This window comes from Vibrio sp. 10N.222.47.A9 (genome assembly GCF_963872585.1).
In the GTDB taxonomy this organism is placed as follows: Bacteria; Pseudomonadota; Gammaproteobacteria; order Enterobacterales; family Vibrionaceae; genus Vibrio; species Vibrio splendidus.
Map to the genome: position 1 here is coordinate 173,843 of NZ_CAWNBB010000104.1, position 21,629 is coordinate 195,471.

At 43.7% G+C, this 21,629-nt stretch carries 18 protein-coding genes; 9 read left to right on the forward strand and 9 right to left on the reverse strand.

What is annotated here, in order from left to right:
* Positions 1-1,131 carry an HlyD family secretion protein gene (locus tag AACT19_RS25050; RefSeq protein WP_017092875.1) on the reverse strand — a complete coding sequence of 377 codons (1,131 nt, stop codon included), beginning with the start codon at positions 1,129-1,131 and terminating at the stop codon, positions 1-3.
* Positions 1,131-1,526 carry a DUF3302 domain-containing protein gene (locus AACT19_RS25055; protein ID WP_017064245.1) on the reverse strand — a complete coding sequence of 132 codons (396 nt, stop codon included), beginning with the start codon at positions 1,524-1,526 and terminating at the stop codon, positions 1,131-1,133. The genes AACT19_RS25050 and AACT19_RS25055 overlap by 1 nt, the downstream gene beginning before the upstream one ends.
* 250 nt (positions 1,527-1,776) lie before the next feature.
* On the opposite strand from AACT19_RS25055, the gene AACT19_RS25060 reads away from it, so the two are divergent.
* Complete coding sequence (locus AACT19_RS25060) at positions 1,777-2,679, forward strand: DMT family transporter (RefSeq protein ID WP_076649341.1); 903 nt, start codon at positions 1,777-1,779, stop codon at positions 2,677-2,679.
* Between the two features lie 71 nt (positions 2,680-2,750).
* Here the strand turns inward: AACT19_RS25060 and AACT19_RS25065 are convergent, their stop codons facing one another.
* From AACT19_RS25065 to deoD, 4 genes are all read right to left on the reverse strand, one after another.
* Positions 2,751-4,331 (reverse strand): GGDEF domain-containing protein, encoded by a 1,581-nt coding sequence (locus tag AACT19_RS25065; protein ID WP_076649343.1) that lies wholly within the window; start codon positions 4,329-4,331, stop codon positions 2,751-2,753.
* Positions 4,331-5,800, reverse strand: a complete 1,470-nt coding sequence (locus AACT19_RS25070; RefSeq protein ID WP_017078601.1) for a hypothetical protein — start codon at positions 5,798-5,800, stop codon at positions 4,331-4,333. Before AACT19_RS25070 ends, AACT19_RS25065 begins: the two co-directional genes overlap by 1 nt.
* Positions 5,801-5,985: 185 nt before the next feature.
* Entirely contained in the window at positions 5,986-7,455 is a 1,470-nt protein-coding gene (locus AACT19_RS25075; RefSeq protein ID WP_029222154.1) for a lactate dehydrogenase, read from the reverse strand.
* An 81-nt stretch (positions 7,456-7,536) separates the two neighbouring features.
* Positions 7,537-8,247: a purine-nucleoside phosphorylase gene (gene deoD, locus AACT19_RS25080; protein WP_004732072.1), complete on the reverse strand. Its 711-nt coding sequence runs from the start codon at positions 8,245-8,247 to the stop codon at positions 7,537-7,539.
* Positions 8,248-8,594: 347 nt separating this feature from the next.
* On the opposite strand from deoD, the gene AACT19_RS25085 reads away from it, so the two are divergent.
* Entirely contained in the window at positions 8,595-9,671 is a 1,077-nt protein-coding gene (locus AACT19_RS25085; RefSeq protein WP_076649345.1) for a L,D-transpeptidase family protein, read from the forward strand.
* 146 nt (positions 9,672-9,817) lie between these two features.
* Here the strand turns inward: AACT19_RS25085 and AACT19_RS25090 are convergent, their stop codons facing one another.
* Positions 9,818-10,084, reverse strand: coding sequence for an Lpp/OprI family alanine-zipper lipoprotein (locus tag AACT19_RS25090; RefSeq protein ID WP_004732066.1), 267 nt, complete (start codon positions 10,082-10,084; stop codon positions 9,818-9,820).
* A gap of 361 nt (positions 10,085-10,445) precedes the next feature.
* On the opposite strand from AACT19_RS25090, the gene AACT19_RS25095 reads away from it, so the two are divergent.
* Complete coding sequence (locus AACT19_RS25095) at positions 10,446-11,777, forward strand: DEAD/DEAH box helicase (protein WP_004732064.1); 1,332 nt, start codon at positions 10,446-10,448, stop codon at positions 11,775-11,777.
* Positions 11,778-11,930: 153 nt separating this feature from the next.
* On the opposite strand, the gene AACT19_RS25100 is transcribed toward AACT19_RS25095, so the two are convergent.
* Positions 11,931-13,178: an SGNH/GDSL hydrolase family protein gene (locus AACT19_RS25100; RefSeq protein ID WP_076649347.1), complete on the reverse strand. Its 1,248-nt coding sequence runs from the start codon at positions 13,176-13,178 to the stop codon at positions 11,931-11,933.
* A 577-nt stretch (positions 13,179-13,755) separates the two neighbouring features.
* Between AACT19_RS25100 and AACT19_RS25105 the strand changes: the two genes are divergently transcribed.
* Positions 13,756-14,697 carry a lipase family alpha/beta hydrolase gene (locus AACT19_RS25105; protein WP_076649349.1) on the forward strand — a complete coding sequence of 314 codons (942 nt, stop codon included), beginning with the start codon at positions 13,756-13,758 and terminating at the stop codon, positions 14,695-14,697.
* Between the two features lie 39 nt (positions 14,698-14,736).
* Entirely contained in the window at positions 14,737-15,630 is an 894-nt protein-coding gene (locus AACT19_RS25110; RefSeq protein WP_004732057.1) for a lipase secretion chaperone, read from the forward strand.
* 150 nt (positions 15,631-15,780) lie between these two features.
* On the opposite strand, the gene AACT19_RS25115 is transcribed toward AACT19_RS25110, so the two are convergent.
* A complete protein-coding gene (locus AACT19_RS25115) occupies positions 15,781-17,424 on the reverse strand; it encodes a methyl-accepting chemotaxis protein (protein ID WP_076649358.1) in 1,644 nt (547 codons plus the stop codon).
* A gap of 461 nt (positions 17,425-17,885) precedes the next feature.
* Here AACT19_RS25115 and AACT19_RS25120 point away from each other — a divergent pair, with 461 nt between their 5' ends.
* From AACT19_RS25120 to pstB, 4 genes are all read left to right on the forward strand, one after another.
* Positions 17,886-18,707 (forward strand): phosphate ABC transporter substrate-binding protein, encoded by an 822-nt coding sequence (locus AACT19_RS25120; protein ID WP_004732042.1) that lies wholly within the window; start codon positions 17,886-17,888, stop codon positions 18,705-18,707.
* Between the two features lie 111 nt (positions 18,708-18,818).
* Positions 18,819-19,748 (forward strand): phosphate ABC transporter permease subunit PstC, encoded by a 930-nt coding sequence (pstC, locus tag AACT19_RS25125; protein WP_004732040.1) that lies wholly within the window; start codon positions 18,819-18,821, stop codon positions 19,746-19,748.
* A gap of 15 nt (positions 19,749-19,763) precedes the next feature.
* Positions 19,764-20,627 carry a phosphate ABC transporter permease PstA gene (gene pstA, locus AACT19_RS25130; RefSeq protein ID WP_004732038.1) on the forward strand — a complete coding sequence of 288 codons (864 nt, stop codon included), beginning with the start codon at positions 19,764-19,766 and terminating at the stop codon, positions 20,625-20,627.
* Between the two features lie 90 nt (positions 20,628-20,717).
* Complete coding sequence (gene pstB, locus AACT19_RS25135; RefSeq protein WP_004732036.1) at positions 20,718-21,467, forward strand: phosphate ABC transporter ATP-binding protein PstB; 750 nt, start codon at positions 20,718-20,720, stop codon at positions 21,465-21,467.
* Positions 21,468-21,629 lie beyond the last annotated feature (162 nt).

A 21,629-nucleotide genomic window follows, 5' to 3' on the forward strand; every position in this document is an offset into this window, starting at 1 on the left:
TTAGTGGTCGAGATATAGATAGTTTTGCCAACTCTTCATGCGAATAAGGACCTTACGCATGATAGACACGTGAGTGAAGCTGTCAGAATAAACGGCAACTTCAACCGCGGTACCCATAGGTAAATGGTAGTCAGACAGATCATCAGTGATGCTCAATTTAACAAACACACGACCACTGGTACGCAACGCATCAGTACCTAGAAGCGCGCCTCTAGCTTGAAATTGGCTCTCACCAATAGCTGGAATTACTTCATCAATACGTCCTTTAAATACTTTTCCTGGCAATGCTCTAAACAAGAACTCAGCTTCGTAACCCGGTTGTAGGCGCTGTAGCGAGTTTTGTCTAAATGCAGCGGTATAGAACTGCTCCTCTGTGTGAACAAACGTCATCACGGGAGCTAAAGGAAGTGGAACTGCCATTACACCTGGGCGTAATGCTAGTTGCGTAACGTATCCGTCAGTGGGAGCTCGAACCACGGTTTGTTCTAAATCAAACTGAGCTTTACGTAATTCAGCCAATAAGCTTAAAACCGCTGTATTCTCGCCACCTATTTCAGAGTCCAAGGCGATCTTTGTTTGTTCTAGGTTTGCATCTGCAACTTTCACGGCCGCTTCCGATGCTTTGTAAGCTTGTCTGCGAGTATCCAATTGCTGCTCGGTAAAAGCGCCACTGTCGTAACCGCGCTTGTAACGAGAAAACTCACGTTGAGCTTTATCTCTTTCCGCGATGGCTTTGATTTTTGCAGCCTCTGCTTCAACCACTTCAGATTCCATTCCAAGAGCACCTTGGCTTGCTTCTTTTACCTTGGCTTCTAACCTTGCGACTTCAGCTTCGAATGGAACTGGGTCTATTTTGAAAAGAATATCCCCTTGCTTCAGAGGTTTGTTTGCTTCTACTGGCACTTCGATAACTTTACCCCTAACGCCTGAAACGACTGGCGTTGTTGAGTAAACTTGGTTACCGATTTGTGTAAATGGATGGTTGTAGTTCATTAGTAGAATTAGGGTACCTACTATGATCACACCTCCAAGTACGGCAGTAGGTACTGTCCATTTATTTAGCGGTATATTGAACACCTTGAAAATGGTGATACAAAGCGCCGCATAGGTCATTATCAGCAGTAAATCCATTACTTAGCCTCCTGATCTTGAACGTTGTTTGTCTCTTTCTCTGGACTGCTTTGCTCAGCACCTGCTTGCTTGAGCTGTGCGATTTCTTCCTGAAGAGTACTCACTTGATCGATGAGAATATCGACGCGATGATGAATATCGTGTTGTTCTTCTTCTAATTTAGCGAAGCCCCAACCACGATCTTTGCGCCATAATGTTGCCCAAATCCAAAGAAATGGCCAAATAGTATGTAAGGTGAATAGGCTAACCCAGCCTGAGACGTGAATAGCATCTTGATGAGGGTGATTGCGTTCTTTCGCAATTTCATAGGGAATATCGTGAATAACGATGATGCCGTAAAAGATTACTAATGCTACGAAAATAAGTAAGCCGAGCGCAAAGTAGTCTAAAAACATAACAGATCCTTGTAATGTTAGATATTAGTTATAAATATACTACGCTATCATCCAAGTAATTGTTATAAAAATGATTTACCGAGTTGAAAATAATGTGTTGTCGCTTCTAATGCGAATAAAAGCATTGATGAATCTTATAAAATCTCATCGCGTTTGAAGAGGCTATTTCGGCTTTCTGGTTGGTATTTCAGCTGAAATGATGACAGCTACGATTCTAAATGACGTGCATAACCACAAGGGATAAATACGGATGTATATAGGTGAATTGGCGGCCATTGGCGCTGCAATTGTGTGGGCATGTGCGACATGGATCTATGGGCAATTTGGACATCGCTTCTCTGCGATGCAATTGAACATTGTTAAGGGTGTGGTGGCGTCAGGGATGATGTTACTGGTAATGCCTCTTATCCCGATGCCGGAGTTTGAACTGAGTACCAATCATTTTCTGATATTGGCAATTTCAGGTGTGATTGGCATTGCGATTGGAGATAGCGCCTATTTTGCGGCGTTGAAAAGAATCGGTGCCAATAAGACGCTGTTACTGGAATCTTTAGCACCACCTCTTTCTGGTGTGCTGGCATTAATGTTCCTTGGCGCTGTATTGACAGTACAAAGTTGGCTCGGTGTCGTGATTACAACACTAGCGGTGACCTTCGTTGTCTTCCAGCCATCAAAATCGGTGAGCGGTGAATCGAATGATAAAGCGCAGTGGGGTGGCATTGGTTATGGGCTTGTGGCGAGTGTTTGTCAGGCATCCGGTGTGGTTATTTCTCATTACGCGTTAGTGGCGGGTGATATCCCACCAATATTAGGTGCACTGATTCGTCTCACGATAGGTGTGTTTGCCGTAATGCTGATTATCCCTTTTTTTGAAAAGAAGCCGTATTCATCGATAAAAAGAGATTTATGGGAAATGACCAAGCTCGATAAACTTTGGTTATTAGGGGCAATATTTGTCGGAACCTTTTTGGCATTGTGGCTTCAGCAAGTTGCATTGAAGAATGCGAACCCTGCGATTGCACAAACATTGATAGCGACCAGTCCGGTCTTTATTTTGGTGATTTATGCGATTAAAGGGGAGAAGGTGTCAAAGCAAAGCGTCATAGGGACGCTTGCTGCCCTTGCTGGAATATCTCTGTTCTTTTATCAATAAGATGCAGGCTTAGCTACAGAACTACAGAACTACAGAACTACAGAACTATAGAGTCACAGAGCTACATGCCACTACTCTGTACACACTTGATTACGGCCGTTGGCTTTAGCTCGGTATAGCGCTTTATCGGCACGATAGAAGGTACGCTGAGTATTCTCTCCGTCACGATGTAAAGTGATACCGATACTTACGGTCAAACCGCGCTCCCCAAGTATCTCATGCCAACCGAATTGGAAGATGCGCTCTCGATAATTTTCAGAGTGCATTTCTGCTTTAGGAAGATCAGTGTTCTCAAGAATGACGAGGAATTCTTCTCCGCCAAATCTGACACATGACGCGCCCCTAAACTTAAAGTATGAGCGCAGCTCTTGAGAAACGCTGACAATCGCTTTATCACCCACTAAGTGGCTTAGTTCATCATTGATAGACTTAAAGTGGTCGATATCAACAACCATCAAGGCGAAAGGTGCTTCGTGAAGCAACAGGTCTTTTAGTTTTACATCTAACCATCGACGGTTGTGTAACCCGGTCAGTGGGTCGGTGAAAACATCTTGTTGTAGTTGAGCAACTGTATTCTTGTGTTGTTCAGTCGTCTCTTTGAGTTCTCTATTTTCTTGTTCAGAGAGAATGAGTTTGAGTTGTAACTCAAAACGCGATAGGCGGCGTAGTTGGCTTGCACCGAGTTCGCTGATCGGGATCTGCTTCATCAGATCCGTTTCAATTCGGTAACCTTTTTTCTCATAGCTCAGAGCTTCTTGAAAACGGCCCTGATTCATACATACGTCACTCAAAGAGTCATAGAAACGCTTTGCAAGCACTGGCGATGAGTAGGCTTTTACACGTTTGTCTGTGCTCGACAAAATCATGCTCGCATAGTCTTGCTTTCCGGTTGCACTTAGGCAATGTGCTAACTCGAGACGAGTCATGGTCGCGAGCCAGCTTGCTTGAGTGCTGTTGGCTGGGTATTGAACTTTTGATAGGCAACGTAGCGCTTCTTGGTATTTCTTCTTAGCACGAAGCACTTTCGCCTGGTAAAGCAATATTTGAGCTGTGAGCAACTTGTCACTTACCAAAATACTTAGTTCTTCGCACTCATTCAGTAAATCGCTGGCCGCGGTAATGCGGTTGAGCAGAAGTAGGCTTGCTACCATATGCAGCTTGAATTTGAGGCGAAGTGAGCGACTGCTAATCGCGTGGTCTATACTGCTGATTTTTTGGTAATAGCGAAGAGCTCTGTTGTGATCACCATAGGCATCACAAAGGTTCCCCATGCCTAAGATAGCCAATACATATTCATCGATATGGCCGTGTTCAACCGCAATTGTCGATGAGCTGACGAATTCATTCAGTGCCGATGTGTAATCACCAATTTCAACTAAGCGGTCGCTTAGGCTGGTCTTTACTGTGAGAATGTCTTCGATATCTACAGGAAGGTGGAGTAGGTCGAGTGCAAGCCTGAGTTCTTCGATACTAGTTTGATTTTGTTGCAACTCGGCACGGTACTCAGAGCTGATGATATAGCAGTGCGCTTGCTCAGTTTGCGTGGTCGAAACGTGCTGGCGAATGTGGTTCCAGAATATGATCGCTTCTTCACCCGATACCGATGAAGGGTCTAAACCAGCATCTGTGATTTTGCGTAATAGGGTTTCCATTATTCTATTACCTCAGCATCGTCTTCTTCTAATTGTTCAAGAGTGAACGGGAACGTCAAAATATCATTGAGGCTGACGGTAGGTCTCGAACCTTTTAATCCTTTTCTATGCCATGGATATATTTCTAGCATGGTGCTGAGAGTTTGGAAGGTTTGTTCTGCGGCTTCGCCTTTCTCTGAAAGCATCATAGCAACACGCTCTGAACTCAGCCTAGCGATGAAGTCGTTTTGATTACACAAGGTATGAGCAATCTCGGTACAGACATCTAAATAATCGGTATCGACATGATGGAACATAATGATGCTGTGGTTCGAGCGCTTAAGTTCTGTCTTAAAGAGGACCAGCTTCTCCCACCAAAAGGTTTCAGAGACGACATAAGAGAGATGCTTTTCAGGATCGTACTCATGCTGGCCACGAATACGATTAATCAGCTTTCGTGCTCTCTGTTCAAGTTGGCGTTTTGAACTGCGCGCTTTGTCTAAACCGACACGATTAGTTTGCTCTTTAAGCATACCGATGGAATATTGACGGTACTTTTTAAAGGCGACCAATGCAGCTTTGAAATCTTGGTTTTCTTCTGCAACCAAGGATTGTTGGTAACAAATTTGGCTAAGCAACTCACCATTATCGAATTCATTTGCAGAGTGTTCAGCGAGTTTCAGCAATTCTGCCGCTTGTTCTGGTCTTTTTCTCAGGAGCTCCAATCGAGCTCGACTGATGTAAGAGTGCGCTTTCATCCAAACGAGGTTATGTTCTACGGCTAGATTGTGCGCTTTGGCTGTCGCGCGCTCTGCATCATCTAGACGTTCAAGCCCAAGCAGAGCAAGGCCTCGAAAGTCCCATACTTCGGCATGCCAAGTATTATCTTTATGCTCTTTTAACGCCTCTTCTGCACCGTCGAGTACCGACAGCATTTCAACATAGTTGTTAAGCAGGTAGTAATCCCAAGCGAGCAGTATTCTTGCTTTGCCTTCTAGCCAACCAATGCGGCTGTTGTTAGCCACTTTAACGGCAAGCTGATGGGTAGAACGTGCAAGCTTATATTCATGAGTCATTCGCCAAATGTTGCCAAGCCCAATGAGACATTCAATTTGAATCTCGACTTCATCAACCAGTGCAGATTGCTCTAAGGCATTGATCCAGAACTGTTGGGCGGAATAGTACTTGGCTTGTCCCCAGTACTGGAGCGCGTGTAAATGGAGGATTTCAGGGAGGAAAAGGTCGGTATCTAATCGGTTCTGGCGCTTATAGGCTTCCTTGATGTACTTCAAACCTTTTTGGTAATCCATCAGGTTCCAGCTACACCTTGCCATTAACATTAACGACTGGATAGCACCCTCTTCAAACAGAACTTGCTCCGATCGGACTAGGCACTGTTGAGCAATCTCTAGGATCACCGATGGCTCAGAGTCGACACGAGTTTTGAGTTGTTCTAGTTCTGTTTCAAGAAGGTACTGATTTTTGTCCAAGAGTTAGATCCATAATTATCGAACATATTGATAACACAATCATTATAAGAGTGTGATTTGAGATAAGCACCAATTATCTTTCTTAGGGCCTTAAAGGAACATGTATCTTTTCCAATTATGGGTGTTACCTCATGTTGTTGCTTTAAAATCAATGAGTTCCCGAATAATTATCTAGAGGTCTGTTTCTATGAAAGTAGTTGCTTTAGGGTCAATGGCTGCTCTGCTACACCTAAGCGCTGCGCTGCCGTGAGCCCTTGCTTATCTTGGTAGCACAGATTGTGCCAAGCTCTAAATATGTCGAGCAATGGAAGAATGCCCCCAGGACGAAGCTTACGTCTGGGCTCATTAATGAAGCTATCAAATAACAGCTGGAAGCGTTGTTGATAGAACTTGGTTTGCTGAATTGAGGCAGTGTTAAACCACTGTTTTGGTTCTGGATTGTTACCCGTTAGGTAGCAAATACCTTTCTGGTTATCACCTTGATTTGCGATAGCCCAACGATCGCGCCACCAACTCATGTGAACGATGTCGATCTTTTCGAAACTTTGATCGTCTTGCCAGCCGGGATCTTCCTCTACATACATAAGGTCAATATTTTGACTCTGAATGCGCGGCAAACATACACTTAAAGCGGCAGATCTTAGTAATGGATCTTGTGGCATATAGATAGCGACATGCTTATCTTCATTACACATATCAAGCACATGTAGGAAGTGAGCATAAGAGGTATAAGGCGGTCGAATCAGCGCGCCTTTCGAAGGGTAGCTAAATGTGGTGAGGTTACCCATAGGATCCTCAACGTTACCTCTCGCTAAAATCACTTGGTACTGCTGTTCAATACGCTCTTTCAACTTGTCAGATGGCTGAGGTTGTTCGAGGTTCGCTTCTGATGAGTGATCTTTGGATACAAAACGCGCAACGTCATCGTAAGGATTGTGATCAACATTCCCTGAAGGCTCTTCATTTTGAGAATAGTTGACGTGTTGGCAAAGGATATAGCCAGAATGCGCCTCACCCGTCGCTATCCAAACCACACCATTGTTGCTTTGCGGTTGTAGACGTTGATAGTGAGAAGCGAATTGATAATCTTTGGCATGATTAACCCATCGTGCATCGATCATCGCTAATTTACGACGGCAACGGCTCGCGATGTGGTCAACATGATCATAGAAAGTCTTTGGGTTGATCTCTAGTTTTCTGCAGATTTCACGTACGGAATAGCCCATGAACAACAAGCCCATGAGGTTCTCTTGAAACTGAAGTTTTTTATTGGACCCAGACCACTTGTCAACGAAGGTTGATTGGCAGTCTTTGCATCGATAACGCTGCCTGTCACCGCTGTAACCGAAGGCATGATAAAGATGTTTGTGGGTGTGAACCGATAGGCCAAAGTTATCGCAATCATCATTGCGGCAAGCAGGAAGGCCATCGCTGTGAAGTTGTCTTAGGCGATGAAGTTCGCTTAACACTTCACGATTGTTAAGTAAGGGGGGGAAAGCTCCACATTCACGACAAACCATCGCCGGACGCTTAGGGTTTGCGTGTTGCAAAACATACCGTTTTGCATCGCTCAAGCCAAAGTTGTCACACGCCAATGTTTTACAAAAGTTGAGTTGCAAACCATCCGCATCTTTTGGCAGCTTGTCGTTAGACACGATCTCCCCCTCGGGATTATTTGAGCAGCCAAGTAAGCTTGGCTGCGGGGTAACGCTTTTCAATGTATCTTATTCAAGTCGTTAGATGTTGATTGCAGTCTCTAGAGCAACTTTCATCATGTCGTTGAAAGATTTTTGACGATCTTCAGAGCTTAATTTCTCACCACGGATGATGTGGTCAGACACTGTTAGGATGGTTAGTGCTTTAGCACCAAGATCCGCAGCAACACCGTAGATACCAGCCGCTTCCATATCAACACCAAGGATGCCTAGCTTTTCCATTTTCTCGAAAAGGTCAGCTTCTGGAGTGTAGAAAAGGTCTGCAGAGAATACGTTACCAACTTTAACTGGAACTTCTTGTGCACGTGCTTGGTTTACAGCTTCTTCTAGAAGACCGAAATCAGCGATTGCAGCGAAGTCGTGGTTGTTGAAACGAATGCGGTTTACTTTTGAGTCTGTAGAAGCACCCATACCGATAACAACGTCCATTAGTTTAACGTCGTCACGTACCGCACCACAGCTACCTACGCGAATAACGTTTTTCACGCCGTATTCAGCGATAAGCTCGTGTACGTAGATGCAGCATGATGGGATACCCATACCGTGGCCCATTACAGAAACTTTCTTACCTTTGTAAGTGCCTGTGTAACCAAACATGTTGCGAACGTCACAAACTTGCTTCACGTCATCAAGGAATGTTTCTGCAATGTATTTTGCGCGAAGCGGGTCGCCCGGCATAAGTACTGTTTCTGCGAAATCACCAGCTTGAGCATTAATATGAGGTGTAGCCATGGTCGTTCTCCAAAGTTTAAACGGTAATGATAGGAACAGGATTTAATCAATTACCGATTCTGTTGAATTGAATTCGTTTTGTTGAGGCAATATTAGCGAGTTAAAACGAGGCTCCATGAGACTTTAGTCACAAAACCGCTTTGCCATTATAGTTTTATTAATATTGATAACCAAATATGTTGAAAGCGTAAAGGCAATCGATTTTGTATGGGTAAATTGCTCGATATTTAAAGATAAAGCTCGAAATTTAAATCTGTTGCATATTGCCTTGGAGGCAACAATACGTTGTAGAGACGTTTGATCAGCGATAATCTAAACTTTGATAAAGAGACAAACCAAGGAATTGTATGTCGTATTGCGCTAACTCGACGCCTTCGCACTCGATGAAAACACAGTTACAGACGAAAACAAGGTTACATAAGCTAGCGTTGGTCGCTGTTAAATCCACATTGATCGCTGTTAAGTCCACATTGATTACGATTAGAACGACTTTGTTTGCTGTGAGAACAGCTTTACTTGCTCGGGTAATCATTTTGCTTGCTGGCGCGATGACTTCGTCGTGGGTGTCTGCTGCAACTTTTGAGTTGCCACCAACAGAAAGCCGTATCGTGGGCAGAATACAGCAACACGAAGTTGCGGCGGGTGAAACCTTGGCGATCATTGCAAAGCAATACGATATTGGCTTTCTCTCTTTAATGGCGGCAAACAAAGGGGTCGATCCTTTTCTTCCTGCTGAAGGCTATGTGTTAAGTATTCCTAGCCGTTTGATTCTGCCGGATACTCCGAGAAAAGGCATTGTGATTAACCTTGCCGAGTTGAGGTTGTACTACTTTGAGCCTGAGAAAAATCAGGTGCATGTTTTCCCTGTCGGTATTGGTCGAGTAGGGCGTGATACTCCCGAGATGATCACTAAGATCAGCCAAAAAAGACCTAACCCGACCTGGACTCCTCCAAGCTCAATTCGCAAAGAGTACTTAGAAAAAGGGATTGAGCTACCAAGAGTGGTTCCCGCTGGGCCTGAAAATCCTTTAGGTGAATATGCATTGCGACTTGCTTATGGTGCTGGTGATTATCTGATACATGGTACTAATAAGGATTTCGGGATAGGTTTGAGAGTCAGTTCTGGGTGTATCCGTATGGAACCTAAAGATATCGAGTGGCTTTTTGAACAGGTGAGTCGTGGTGAACAAGTCACAATAATCGATGAGCCGATTAAGGTGTCTTTGGAGCCAGATAGAAGTGTATTTGTTGAAGCTCACGAACCTTTGACGCGAAGTGATGGCTCTAAGAAATTACTGCAAATCCCTGTTGAACTAAAATGGTGGCTTGAAGACGCTGATCTTCCTAATTCAAAAGCCAAAGCAGTCATCTTTGCTCAAAATGGTGTGCCTGTTGAAATTGCACCGCCTGTGATTGAGTTCTAATTTGATCGGTTGTGAGTAAAGCCCCATAGCTTTCTTTTTCTTTCCCCTCAATAAAAAACACCACCTCTAAAAGAGGTGGTGTTGTCAATTTACTGCATGTATATACGTCTTTTGAAATCTACAGCTTCATTGAGCTTCTATCTCAATTACTTAGTGTAAGACTCAGCAATGTTGTCGATACGGTCGTTAGCACGATCCGCTTCTTCTTTTGCTGCCATAGCCGCAGCTGATGCTTCTTGAGCTTTCATTTCAGCAGCCGCTTTGTCACTCTTAAGTGCTTCTACTTCGCTGCTTAGCTCAGCAACTTGGTTAGTTAGTTGGTCCATTTCTGATACTGCTGCTTCTTCAGGTTCTGAAGAACAACCAGCTAAAATAAATACTGAGGCTGCAGCTGCGATTAACGTCTTATTCATAAGAACTCCTTGCTTATTTATCATCAAAAGATGCGCTATACATTCTTTGTCATATAGTCGCTTCATTAATGATTGTAGCGACTAATTTTTTAACTGCAAAAACAATAACTAAAGAAATTGCTAAATTTTTGAGGTAATTAGCTAAGCATCACGTTCTGTCTCATTTCTGAGATGATGGGTTTCGAGGTCGTTTTGATACTACTTTGGAGAGTGGTCCCTTTGTTAGCAACGCATACAATATTCTAGTTAACATCAGATAAAAGGATAAATTTACTGTGATCTCTATCCTTATAAAGTACTTTCGCGGTATCATGTCACGTTAAATTAATTTTATTCAATACCATCATGACTGGAGAGTCCTTTGCACTTTAAAGATTTAGGCTTAGATAACCGCTTACTGAAGAACTTAAAACATTACGACTTCAAGAAAGCGACAGAGATCCAATCAAAAGCGATCCCTGTTGCTATTGCTGGTAAGGATCTATTGGCTTCATCAAAAACGGGATCAGGTAAAACATTGGCGTTTGTGTTGCCGATGATACATAAAGCATTAAAAACAAAAGCGTTTTCTGCTAAAGATCCTCGTGGTGTAATTTTGGCTCCTACTCGTGAGCTAGCAAAACAAGTTTACGGCGAGCTGCGTAGCATGCTTGGCGGTCTGTCTTACGAAGCCACACTTATCTTGGGTGGTGAAAACTTTAACGACCAAGTTAAAGCCCTGCGTAAGTACCCTCGTTTTATTGTTGCGACTCCAGGTCGTCTGGCCGATCACCTTGAGCACCGCTCACTGTTTTTAGATGGTGTTGAAACGCTAATTCTTGATGAAGCTGACCGTATGCTGGATTTAGGTTTCGCACCTGAATTGCGTCGCATTGCGAATGCAGCTAAGCACCGTCGTCGTCAAACGTTGATGTTCTCTGCGACGCTTGATCACGCGGAAGTGAATGGCATTGCAAATGAAATGTTAGACGCACCTAAGCGTATCTCTGTTGGTGTTTCTAACGAGCAGCACCTTGATATCACTCAGAAGTTCTACCTGTGTGACCATCTCGATCACAAAGAAGCGATCTTGGATCGTGTGATTGAAGAAGCTGAATACCGTCAGGTGATGATCTTCACTGCAACTCGTGCCGATACTGATCGTTTAACGGATAAGTTAAACGAGAAGAAGCTTAAAGCCGTTGCATTGAGTGGCAACCTAAACCAAACGCAACGTAACGCGATCATGAGTCAATTTGAGCGTGCGGTTTACAAGATCTTGGTAACAACCGATGTTGCTTCGCGTGGTATCGATATTCCAAACGTAAGCCACGTTATCAACTTTGATATGCCTAAGCATACAGAAGAGTACGTGCACCGTGTTGGTCGTACTGGTCGTGCGGGTAACAAAGGTGATGCAATCTCTTTGGTTGGTCCAAAAGACTGGGACAGCTTTAAGCGTGTTGAGCTTTACCTTCAACAAGATCTTACTTTCTCTGTGCTTGAAGGTCTAAAAGGTAAATTCAAAGGTATTAAGCCTCGTAAACCTGCTTTTGCTAAAGGCGGACCTGCGAAGAAGAAGACCAGCACTCAAGTTAAGAAAACGCCGAAGAAACCGGTTAAGCGCGATAAGAGCTTCCACCAAAATGTGGCTGTGGGTGATACCGTGTTTATCCCTAAGAAGAAAGTCGCACCAAAAGTGGACGACGAGTAATCAACTTGTGTGACCTAAAAGCTTAGCTTTGAAAGGTTGATGCAAATAAAAAACCGCCGATGATGGCGGTTTTTTTGTACCTGTACTTCGTGTAAGCCCTTAGCTTCTGGTACTTACAGACGGTATTTGATGATACTCGACGAGGTTTCCTCGTTAGAAATCAAAGGTAGAGAACGAGTACGCCAAAACATGATCGGCGATGTATTTGTGAGTGGCCGTAGTTGGGTGTGTCACGCCCCAGAATACATAACTGTCTGAACCATAGGTTGCGCAATCATTAGTCAAGCTATGGCTTCGTAAGTAGTCTGCTGCTGAGCTTCTATTGATATCAAGACAGGCGTCACTCGCGTTTCGAAAGCCATGTTGTTCTGGGTCATCGGTAATGCTGGCGAACAATGTACTTGCATCGAACAACACCATGTTTTTCCCCTGGCTTTGGTAATACTCGGCCTGCGCTTTGATGAATTGGTTGAACTCTAAGATCTTGCCACGTACTTTAATGATCTCTTGCTCAGTCGAGTATTTGAATTGCGGCGCTTTGGTCGCATCGGGTAATGTAAACAGTAGAATATTACTCGCACCAGATTCCGTTAATCGGATTAAAGCGCTACTGAAATCAGCTTTCACATCAGCGACTTCTCGGTCGTAATTCATAAAGTCATTGAGCCCAAACTCTAGAGTAAACAAGGATTTTTCTGGACGATAGCTTTTAGCGACTTTCATGTAGGTTAGGTAAGAGGTGACTTGATCATAGACGCCAGTCAGTGCCACGTATTGATTGGTACCTGCTGCGCCACCGACGGCCCAGTTATAAAGAGGAACGTCTTTGGCTTTTGCTAGATATTCGGTCCAAACCAAACCGTTTGAAAAGTGCCCTAGAAACCATGAGTTTGCATTTGGGAAAACCCATTGAGAGCCATTAAATAGGTTCCCAGTGTCAGAGAGGCTATCACCAAAAGTGACAATGCGATTAATGGTATTGGCTTGCACAGCGTTATCGTTGGTCCAGATGGAGTGATTGTAAGAGAAGCGGTTGTCTGCGGCAAAGTAGGTAATGTCAGCGGCGTCATGTTGGATGCCGAGAGTCTGTTCGCAACGCTCTTTGATTTCAGACTGTGGGGTATCACTGTAGAACATGTTCTTGAAAGAAACAGAAGACCACCAATATCCGTTGATCGTGTAATCGTCGCCGTTTTCTTTTTTCGCCCACTTCCAGTCGGTGGCTGCAGAGTCGTGCGATGCATCGGTTCGATACCAACATCGAACATAAGAATAGGTCTCAGAACCTTGTGTACTGAGCACTTGTGCGGATGTCATCGATTCTGGTGTCGGTATGGAGTCATCAGCAGCATAAGCCCCAAATGGTATGGTTAACGCGAGTATTAAAGCCGTATTTTTCATCACTGTATTCTCTTTTGTATTTAGTGAGCCAAACAAAACGTTGTTGCTTGTTGTCTATTTCTTGTTGCCTCTTGCCTCTTGCCTCTTGCCTCTTGCTTGTTGATAAGTGGATAAGTAAATAACTGGTACGACCTATATCTAGAATCAATAATTCTCGTCAATATATTCAGGTTGTTGGCGTTTCATAATTGGTATAAGTATCAAATTTCCAACGACTTTCTGATTGAAAAATAATCAAGTCGAAGCGAGGGATTTATCATTAATATTCGATTTTAGTGGGCTATGACTTGCCAGTTTGTCGCCGCAGATCTAAACGAGATAAATTGTTTTGTGAATGTTGGTTTTTATTTGGTCAAGATAATTGAAGTTATAGCTTCATGGTTTTTGTTAAAAATTAATTTAATCAATAGCTTATTGTGGTTCGATGTCTGGTCCGATTCTATTTTTCTAATGTTCATCACAGCTGTTTAATTCAAGTTCAACATCACAAATATCAAGTTTCTATTTTCTGTTTTATAAAATCATCAACTACGGTTCTTTCACTCATCAGAGGTCTAATCTGTTTAAGGAAAGAGCATTGAAAAAGATATTAATTTGGACGATAGCCTGTCTATCCAGTTTTGGCGCTTATGCCGGAACAAGCGCATCGGCATTAGAGGTCAGTGGATACACACAAACGAAATACCCCATTATGTTGGTACATGGTCTGTTTGGTTTCGATAAATTAGCGGGTGTCGATTACTTCTATGGCGTACCTGAATCCCTAACCAAAGATGGTGCGAGCGTCTATGTAGCGCAAGTATCAGCCACCAATAGCTCTGAAGTACGTGGCGAGCAATTGTTGGCTCAAGTTGAAACACTGTTAGCCGCGACAGGGGCAAGTAAGGTGAACCTAGTTGGTCACAGCCACGGCGGACCAACAGCGCGCTATGTGGCATCAGTACGTCCTGATTTGGTTGCTTCGGTGACGAGCATTGGTGGTGTTCATAAAGGCTCGAAAGTCGCCGACCTCGTGCGTGGAACCGTATCAGAAGGCTCAGCCGCGGAAGGTATTGCGGTTAAGTTGGCTGGTGGATTGACGACGCTTATCAACCTATTATCTGGCGGAACGGATCTTGATCAAGATGGCCTTGCTTCCCTTGAAGCGTTGACCACCGAAGGTTCGCTTGCATTCAATCAGTTTTATCCTGAAGGCGTTCCGACGTCTGAGTGTGGCGATGGTGAATGGCAAGCCAATAACGGTGTTTATTATTATTCATGGACAGGATCCTCCACTTTCACCAATCTTCTCGATCCTACCGACGGAGCGATGACAATCCTTGGCTTAGCATTCAATGAACCTAATGATGGTTTAGTGGGAGCATGCAGCGCGCATTTGGGCAAAGTGATTGGTGATGATTACAAAATGAACCACCTAGACGAGATTAATGGGTTATTGGGTATTCACCACCTCTTTGAGACCGATCCCGTGACGCTATATCGTCAACACGCCAATCGATTGAAGTTGGCTGGCCTTTAGGTTGCACTGCCCATTCATAAAGAGAACAAGGAAAGTATGATGAAAAAGACCGCCATTTTGTCGATAACCACGATAGCCCTGATGAGCACAGCGGCGGTCTTTTTGTATCTACAAAAGGAAGATCCAAATTCATATAGTGATAATGAACAAAGCGCTTCTTCATTGAAGGTGGCCTCTCAACAAGATACCGAAATCGATAACGCATCAGCCAAAGACATGATGGAATATTTCGTATCAGGTAATACCGAATTAACACTCGAAGATATTCGCGACAATGTGGCTAAACACCACGAGCAATCACAAGTTACGATTGTCGATGAAGCACTGTTTGCCAAATATCTTGAGTACAAGTCGGCACTGACATCATTAGACGTGCAATTTGACACCACATCAATATCTGCAGAGGACTTACGCGCACTCAATCAAGCGTTGCTCGATCTCCAATCTGAATTTTTCAGTGAGAGCGAGATAAGTATTCTATTTACCCATGACAACAGAATGAGGGAAATCGCTTTAGAAAAGTTACTTCTGAAACAAGAAGGGCTAGACGAATCAGAATACCAGCAAAGGCTTGAATCTTATCTATCTGAACAACCAGATTACGTTCAAACGAGCCATCAAAATCAGGTGTTATTACAGCAACTATCCAGCTCACAAGGCCTAGATGAACAAGGAAAATACTTGAAGAGAAGCGAACTGGTTGGCGAACAAGCGACGCAGAGGCTCGAAGCGCTTGATCAACAAAGGGCGGACTTTGATGGAGCTCTAGAGATTTACTTTGTTGAACGAAATGACATTTTGAATGACTCAGCACTCTCAGAAATTGAACAAAAAGAGACGATCGCCCAGCTTAGAGAAGCTCATTTTCAGCCACAGCAGCTGAGAAGGGTAGAAGCGATTGAAAGAATCAGAGCTGCTGAGAACGGTCAGTAAGGTTTGCTGATTTAGTAAAAAATCTATCGAAAATAAAAAACCAGTCACGAGGACTGGTTTTTTGTTATGAGGTGAGTTGTAACGTAAATAAAGCTAAGTGCCTAAAATTTATGCGTTAAACCTTACTCCCTCAACTTAATACCTTAAACCCTATACCTTAAAGTAATCCAACTGCTGCTTCTGTTGCTCGGCTAAGTTAGATAGCTCGTGGCTTGCTGCTGCAGCTTGGGTAATGCCGGTTACGTTTTGGCTTACTAGGCTGTAGATGTTTGAGATATTGCGGTTGATGTCTGCAGTCACTTGGCTTTGCTCTTCTGCGGCAGAGGCAACCTGAGTGTTAATCTCAGTCATGTCGGTTACCGAGTTCGCAATACCAGAAAGGGCTGCGCTTACCTCGCCCGAGAGCGTTTGGTTGTGCTCTAACATAGACAGTGAACTGCTCATGCTCTCATTGGCGTTACCCGATTGAACCTGCAAACCTTCTATAATTGCTTGGATTTCTTTGGTTGAATCTTGGGTACGTGCCGCCAGCATTCGAACTTCATCGGCAACAACTGCGAAACCACGACCGCTTTCACCTGCACGCGCGGCTTCAATTGCTGCATTAAGTGCAAGAAGGTTAGTTTGTTCAGAGATGCTTTGAATTACTTCAATTACCTTACCAATCTGCTCGGAGTGCTCTTTTAACGTGCCTACAACATTTGCCGCTTCGCTCAGCTGAATTGCCATTTGCTCATTAGCTTGGTTGCTCTCGTTAAACAAGCTCATGCTGTGTGTTGCCATTTCGTCGGCTTGCTTGGAAGCTGAGTCGGCTTGTACTGCATTCTCGTTGACGTGTGATGCTGTGCTCTCAAGTTGATTTACAGCAGAAGCAACCTGTTCAACCTCTTGCTTCTCTTGATCAGAGTTAGCACTTGATTGCGTCATTACTGCCGCCAGTTCTGTAGACGCAGACGCTACTTCAATACTGATTCGAGACAGTGAGCTTACCGTGTCACGCAATTGCTCAACAGATTTGTTTACGTCTTGGGCAAGGCGAGATATTTCGTTGTCACCATGTTCTTCGGCTTTTACTAGCAGGTTACCTTTTGCTACTTCGCGCATGGTTTCTTGGATATTGCTAAGCGGCTTAACAATGATGCCAGCAAGCGTCCAACTGATGACTAATGCGATTGAAAGAATCACTAACAGCGCAATAGTCGCGGTATTGAGTGTGCTGGTGTGCTGTTGGCCATTGGTGTCGACTTCTTGGGTGGCAAGTAAGTTGAGCTTTTTAGAAAGCGTGTTGATTGCTTGCACCATTTCATTACCCGCGTGACGGTATTGGTCGATTGCAACCTGGTAGCGGTTATCAAAATCTGAGGAGAGCGATGCATCGCCGTGTTTCGCTCTTAATAGAGGAAGCATGGTGGTGCGAGAAAAGTCAACGTAGTGATTCATCGCCTTGCTCATTGCGGCTACTTCATCTTGCATGCCTGGTACGGTATCAAGCGAGTTCAGTAGACGAGTATTTTGGTCACGTTTTTGATTTAGCGTTTCGACAAGCGTTTTGACGTCGTCAGGATTAAATAAGCTATAGATCGCCTTGATGCGCATGCCGTAGCTGTTGTCGACGATTTCGCTAAGCTCTTCTTTATGTAGAATCAGCTGATCTGTTGCTGTTGATACATCTTTAAAAGCATTTTCCAGTTTGTCACCACCGATAATGACACCCGTCAAAAGTAGTACGACGGAAAAGAGTACTGGAATCAGAATTTGTATTTTGATTGATAAGCCACTGAGAAGTTGGCGCATGTATTGTCCTTCTATGAATAAGTAAATGAGCAGAAGCAATTGTTATTATTGTTATTAATCAGTGATTCTAACTATTGAGAATGACAATTCAATCAGTAATAGATGCTATTTTTATATATGCGATAGATATTTCATAAATTCTGATTATTTATCGTACAAACAAGGCTTTAGCCATTTTTAAGATAGGGTTATTTGACGAGGAACCTTGTGCGGTATTAGGTAATGACAGGGGGCGAGATATTGAGCGGTTTGGCTTAAATAGGTTGGAATGAATATTCAGCGCCTATGAATGAGGCCAATTTATTACTTCAAGGCTATTTGGTAGGGGAAAAACAAGAAAATAAATTGTAGTTGTCATATAGGCTTCAATTAAGTGAAACACAACTGTCACATTCGGATTCTAAAGTAGGCCTCGTTCAAGCAAAACATTACGGCAATAACGCCACTAAAGGAAATTTGTGATGAAAAAGACAGTTATCGGTGCAATCGCACTACTAGGCGCTCTAACAGTGAATACAGCTTCAGCTAAAGAAACTATCTCTGTAGTTGGCTCTAACAGTGCTTCTCCACTGGTTGAAGTTTTTGCAGAAACCTACATGAATAAAGGCGAACCAGTGTTCATCGAAATTCAAGCACCAGGTTCTTCTGCAGGCATCAAAGCAGCAAAAAATGGAAGTGCTGACCTTGGTATCTCTTCTCGTGACCTAAAAGAAGAAGAGAAAACAGCTGACCTGAAAGAGCTCGTTATCGCTCGTGACGGTATCGCAGTTGTTGTTAACCCAAATAACGAAGTATCTGCTCTTACAGCTGAGCAAATCACTTCAATCTACAAAGGCGATATCACTAACTGGAAAGATGTTGGTGGTGCTGACAAGCCAATCGTAGCAATCACTCGTGATACTGCATCTGGTACACGTGGTGCATTCGAAGACATCATGAAACTTAAGAAGAAGATTGGCGACAAGAAAGTATCGGCTATCTCTCAACGTGCTCAAGTTGCAAACGGTAACGGCGCACTTAAAGTTTCTGTAGCAAGCAACCCATACGCTATCGGCTTCATCTCTCTTGGTACTGTAGATAACACAGTTCAAGCTCTAACTATCGACGGCGCAGCAGCATCAGTTGAGAACGTAAAGAACGGTTCTTACAAAGTTGCTCGTCCTTTCCTAGTTCTTTACAAAGCCGGCGCTCCAACAGCTGAAACTCAACAATTCCTAGATTGGATGGTTGCAGATGAAGCTCAAGCTATCGCTGACAAGAAAGGCTACATCACAGTTAACTAATCTTAACTGACCAACACTTAATTATTGCTCAGCCTAACTTAGGCTGAGCCTTTTCTTTCAACTTTGTCTATTTCGAGCTCTTGTTGAGCCACAAAGTTTGAGATTTTATATATGACCATCGCAAATAGTGAAAAGCTTATGAATACTGAAGCGACTCAAATCAACAAGCCAAGTCTACGAGCTAAGAAGCGCATCGACTGGAGAGAAAGAATCTTCCACGGCTTGTTCTTATCGAGTGCTGTAATCGGCATCGTATCACTAGCCGTTATCGCTTACTTTATCGTTGCAGAGAGTATCCCTGCATTCCAAGAGGCTGGTGTTTCTGGCATCGTTCTGGGTGTGGATTGGTTACCGCCAGCTCTATTCGGCGTTGCAACCATGATTGTTGCATCGATTGTCTCGACACTTGGCGCTGTAGTTGTTGGTGTACCCGTCGGTGTATTAACCGCTATTTTTATTGCTGAGATTGCTCCTAAGCGTCTTGCCGATATTATTCGACCAGCAGTAGAGCTTCTAGCGGGTATCCCGTCGGTAGTTTACGGCTTCTTCGGTCTAGTAATCATCGTTCCTATGATTCAGAACATCTTCCAAGTACCAGCGGGTAACACTATCTTCGCGGGTATCATTGTTCTGGGTATCATGATTCTTCCTACCGTTATTACGGTTTCTGAAACTTCGATCCGCGCTGTACCTCGTACGTACAAAGAAGGTTCACTTGCACTGGGTGCTTCGAAAATCTACACGATTTTTAAGTTACTCGTTCCTGCTGCACGTTCAGGCATTATGACGGGTGTGATTCTGGGTATCGGTCGTGCACTTGGCGAAACGATGGCAATCATCATGGTGATGGGTAATGCGCCAGCAATGCCAGAAGGTATTTTGGATTCGGCTCGTACGCTAACCGCAAACATTGCTATTGAAATGTCTTACGCAAGTGGTATTCACGCGAGTGCACTGTACGCAACCGGCGTTGTGCTTCTGGTATTCATCATGATGTTGAATGGTGCTCTGCTTTATCTTAATCGTGAAAAAACGAAGTAGGCGAGGATAAGTAATATGGATCGCGTAAAACTAAAACAAGCACGTCAAATGAAAGATAATGTCTTGAAAGGCTTTATCTGGGCGGCAGCAGCAGTCACCGTTGGTTTCTTATTCTGGATCATTTGGTACATCCTATCGAATGGCCTGCAATACGTAGACTGGAACTTCATCACCGACGACTACACTCGAACCGGTGAAGAACGTGGTATTTTCCCAATGATCATTGCCACGATCTACATGGTAATCGCATCGATTGCAGTGGCGGCGCCACTCGGTATTATGACGGCAATATACCTAACCGAATACGCAAAAGTGGGCAGTAAACTGGTTAAAGTGATTCGTTTCTGTACAGAATCTTTAGCGGGTATTCCATCGATTATCTTTGGTCTGTTCGGTATGACCTTCTTTGTTTCGATTCTTGGTCTTGGCTTCTCGATTCTGTCGGGTGCACTAACACTAAGTATCCTGATTCTTCCTGTAATCATTCGTACTACAGAAGAAGCATTGATGTCAGTACCACAAACTTATCGTGAAGGTTCATACGGCCTTGGCGCTTCAAAAATCTACACTATCTGGCGTTTGATCTTACCAAGCGCAATGCCAGGTATCTTAACTTCGGTCATTCTTAGTATTGGTCGTGTAATTGGCGAATCAGCACCTGTATTTTTAACAGCAGGTATGGTGGCACGTGTTCCTGAGTCGGTATTCGATTCTGGCCGTACACTAACGGTTCACCTATATAAGCTGACAACAGAGCTATTTACTATCGATGAGTGGAACCAAGCCTACGGCACGGCGACAGTCCTAATCGTATTGGTTCTCTTGATCAACATGGTTACAAAACTGATTGCGAGACGCTTCAACACGGCAACTTACTAAGCTCATTAGCTGGCTCAACAATAAAGAGAGCCACCGTGATAAAGAAAGCATCAAGTTAGACACGAATTTAAGAATTTAGAGATTACGAATATGAACAAATTTGATATTGAGAACCTAGATCTGTTTTACGGCGACAACCAAGCGCTTAAATCTATCAACCTGCCAATTCCAACGCGTCAGGTAACGGCTCTGATTGGCCCATCGGGTTGTGGCAAATCGACGCTGCTGCGTTGCTTGAACCGCATGAATGACCTAATTGAAGGCGTTACTATCAAAGGTAAGCTGGATATGGATGGCACAAACATCTACGGCAATATTGATGTGGCTGACCTACGTATTCGTGTAGGCATGGTATTCCAAAAGCCAAACCCATTCCCAATGAGCATCTACGAGAATGTCGCTTACGGCTTACGTGCTCAAGGTATCAAAGACAAGAAACACATTGATGAAGTAGTAGAAAGCTCACTACGCAGTGCGGCACTTTGGGATGAAGTGAAAGACCGTCTTAAAGCACACGCGTTTGGTTTGTCTGGTGGTCAACAACAGCGTCTATGTATCGCTCGTACGATTGCAATGGAGCCGGATGTAATCCTGATGGATGAGCCTACATCGGCACTTGATCCAATCGCGACACACAAGATTGAAGAATTGATGGAAGATCTGAAGAAAGACTTCACTATCGTTATCGTAACGCACTCAATGCAGCAAGCGCGTCGTATCTCAGACCGCACGGCTTTCTTCCTAATGGGAGAGCTAGTAGAGCACAACGAAACGAGTGTTATCTTCAGCGAACCAAAAGATGATCGTACTAAAGGTTACGTAAACGGTGACTTTGGTTAATTCGATTAACTCAGTGCTGTTTTAGTTTTTTAAAGGACAGCACGCTAACTGAAACGCAGGTTAGATAATCGAATAGATCGACAGAATTATCACTATAACTATAAGCGATGGAAGTTTTGCCCCACTCTAATGTGGGGCTTTTTTATGTCGCTAAAAAAGTCT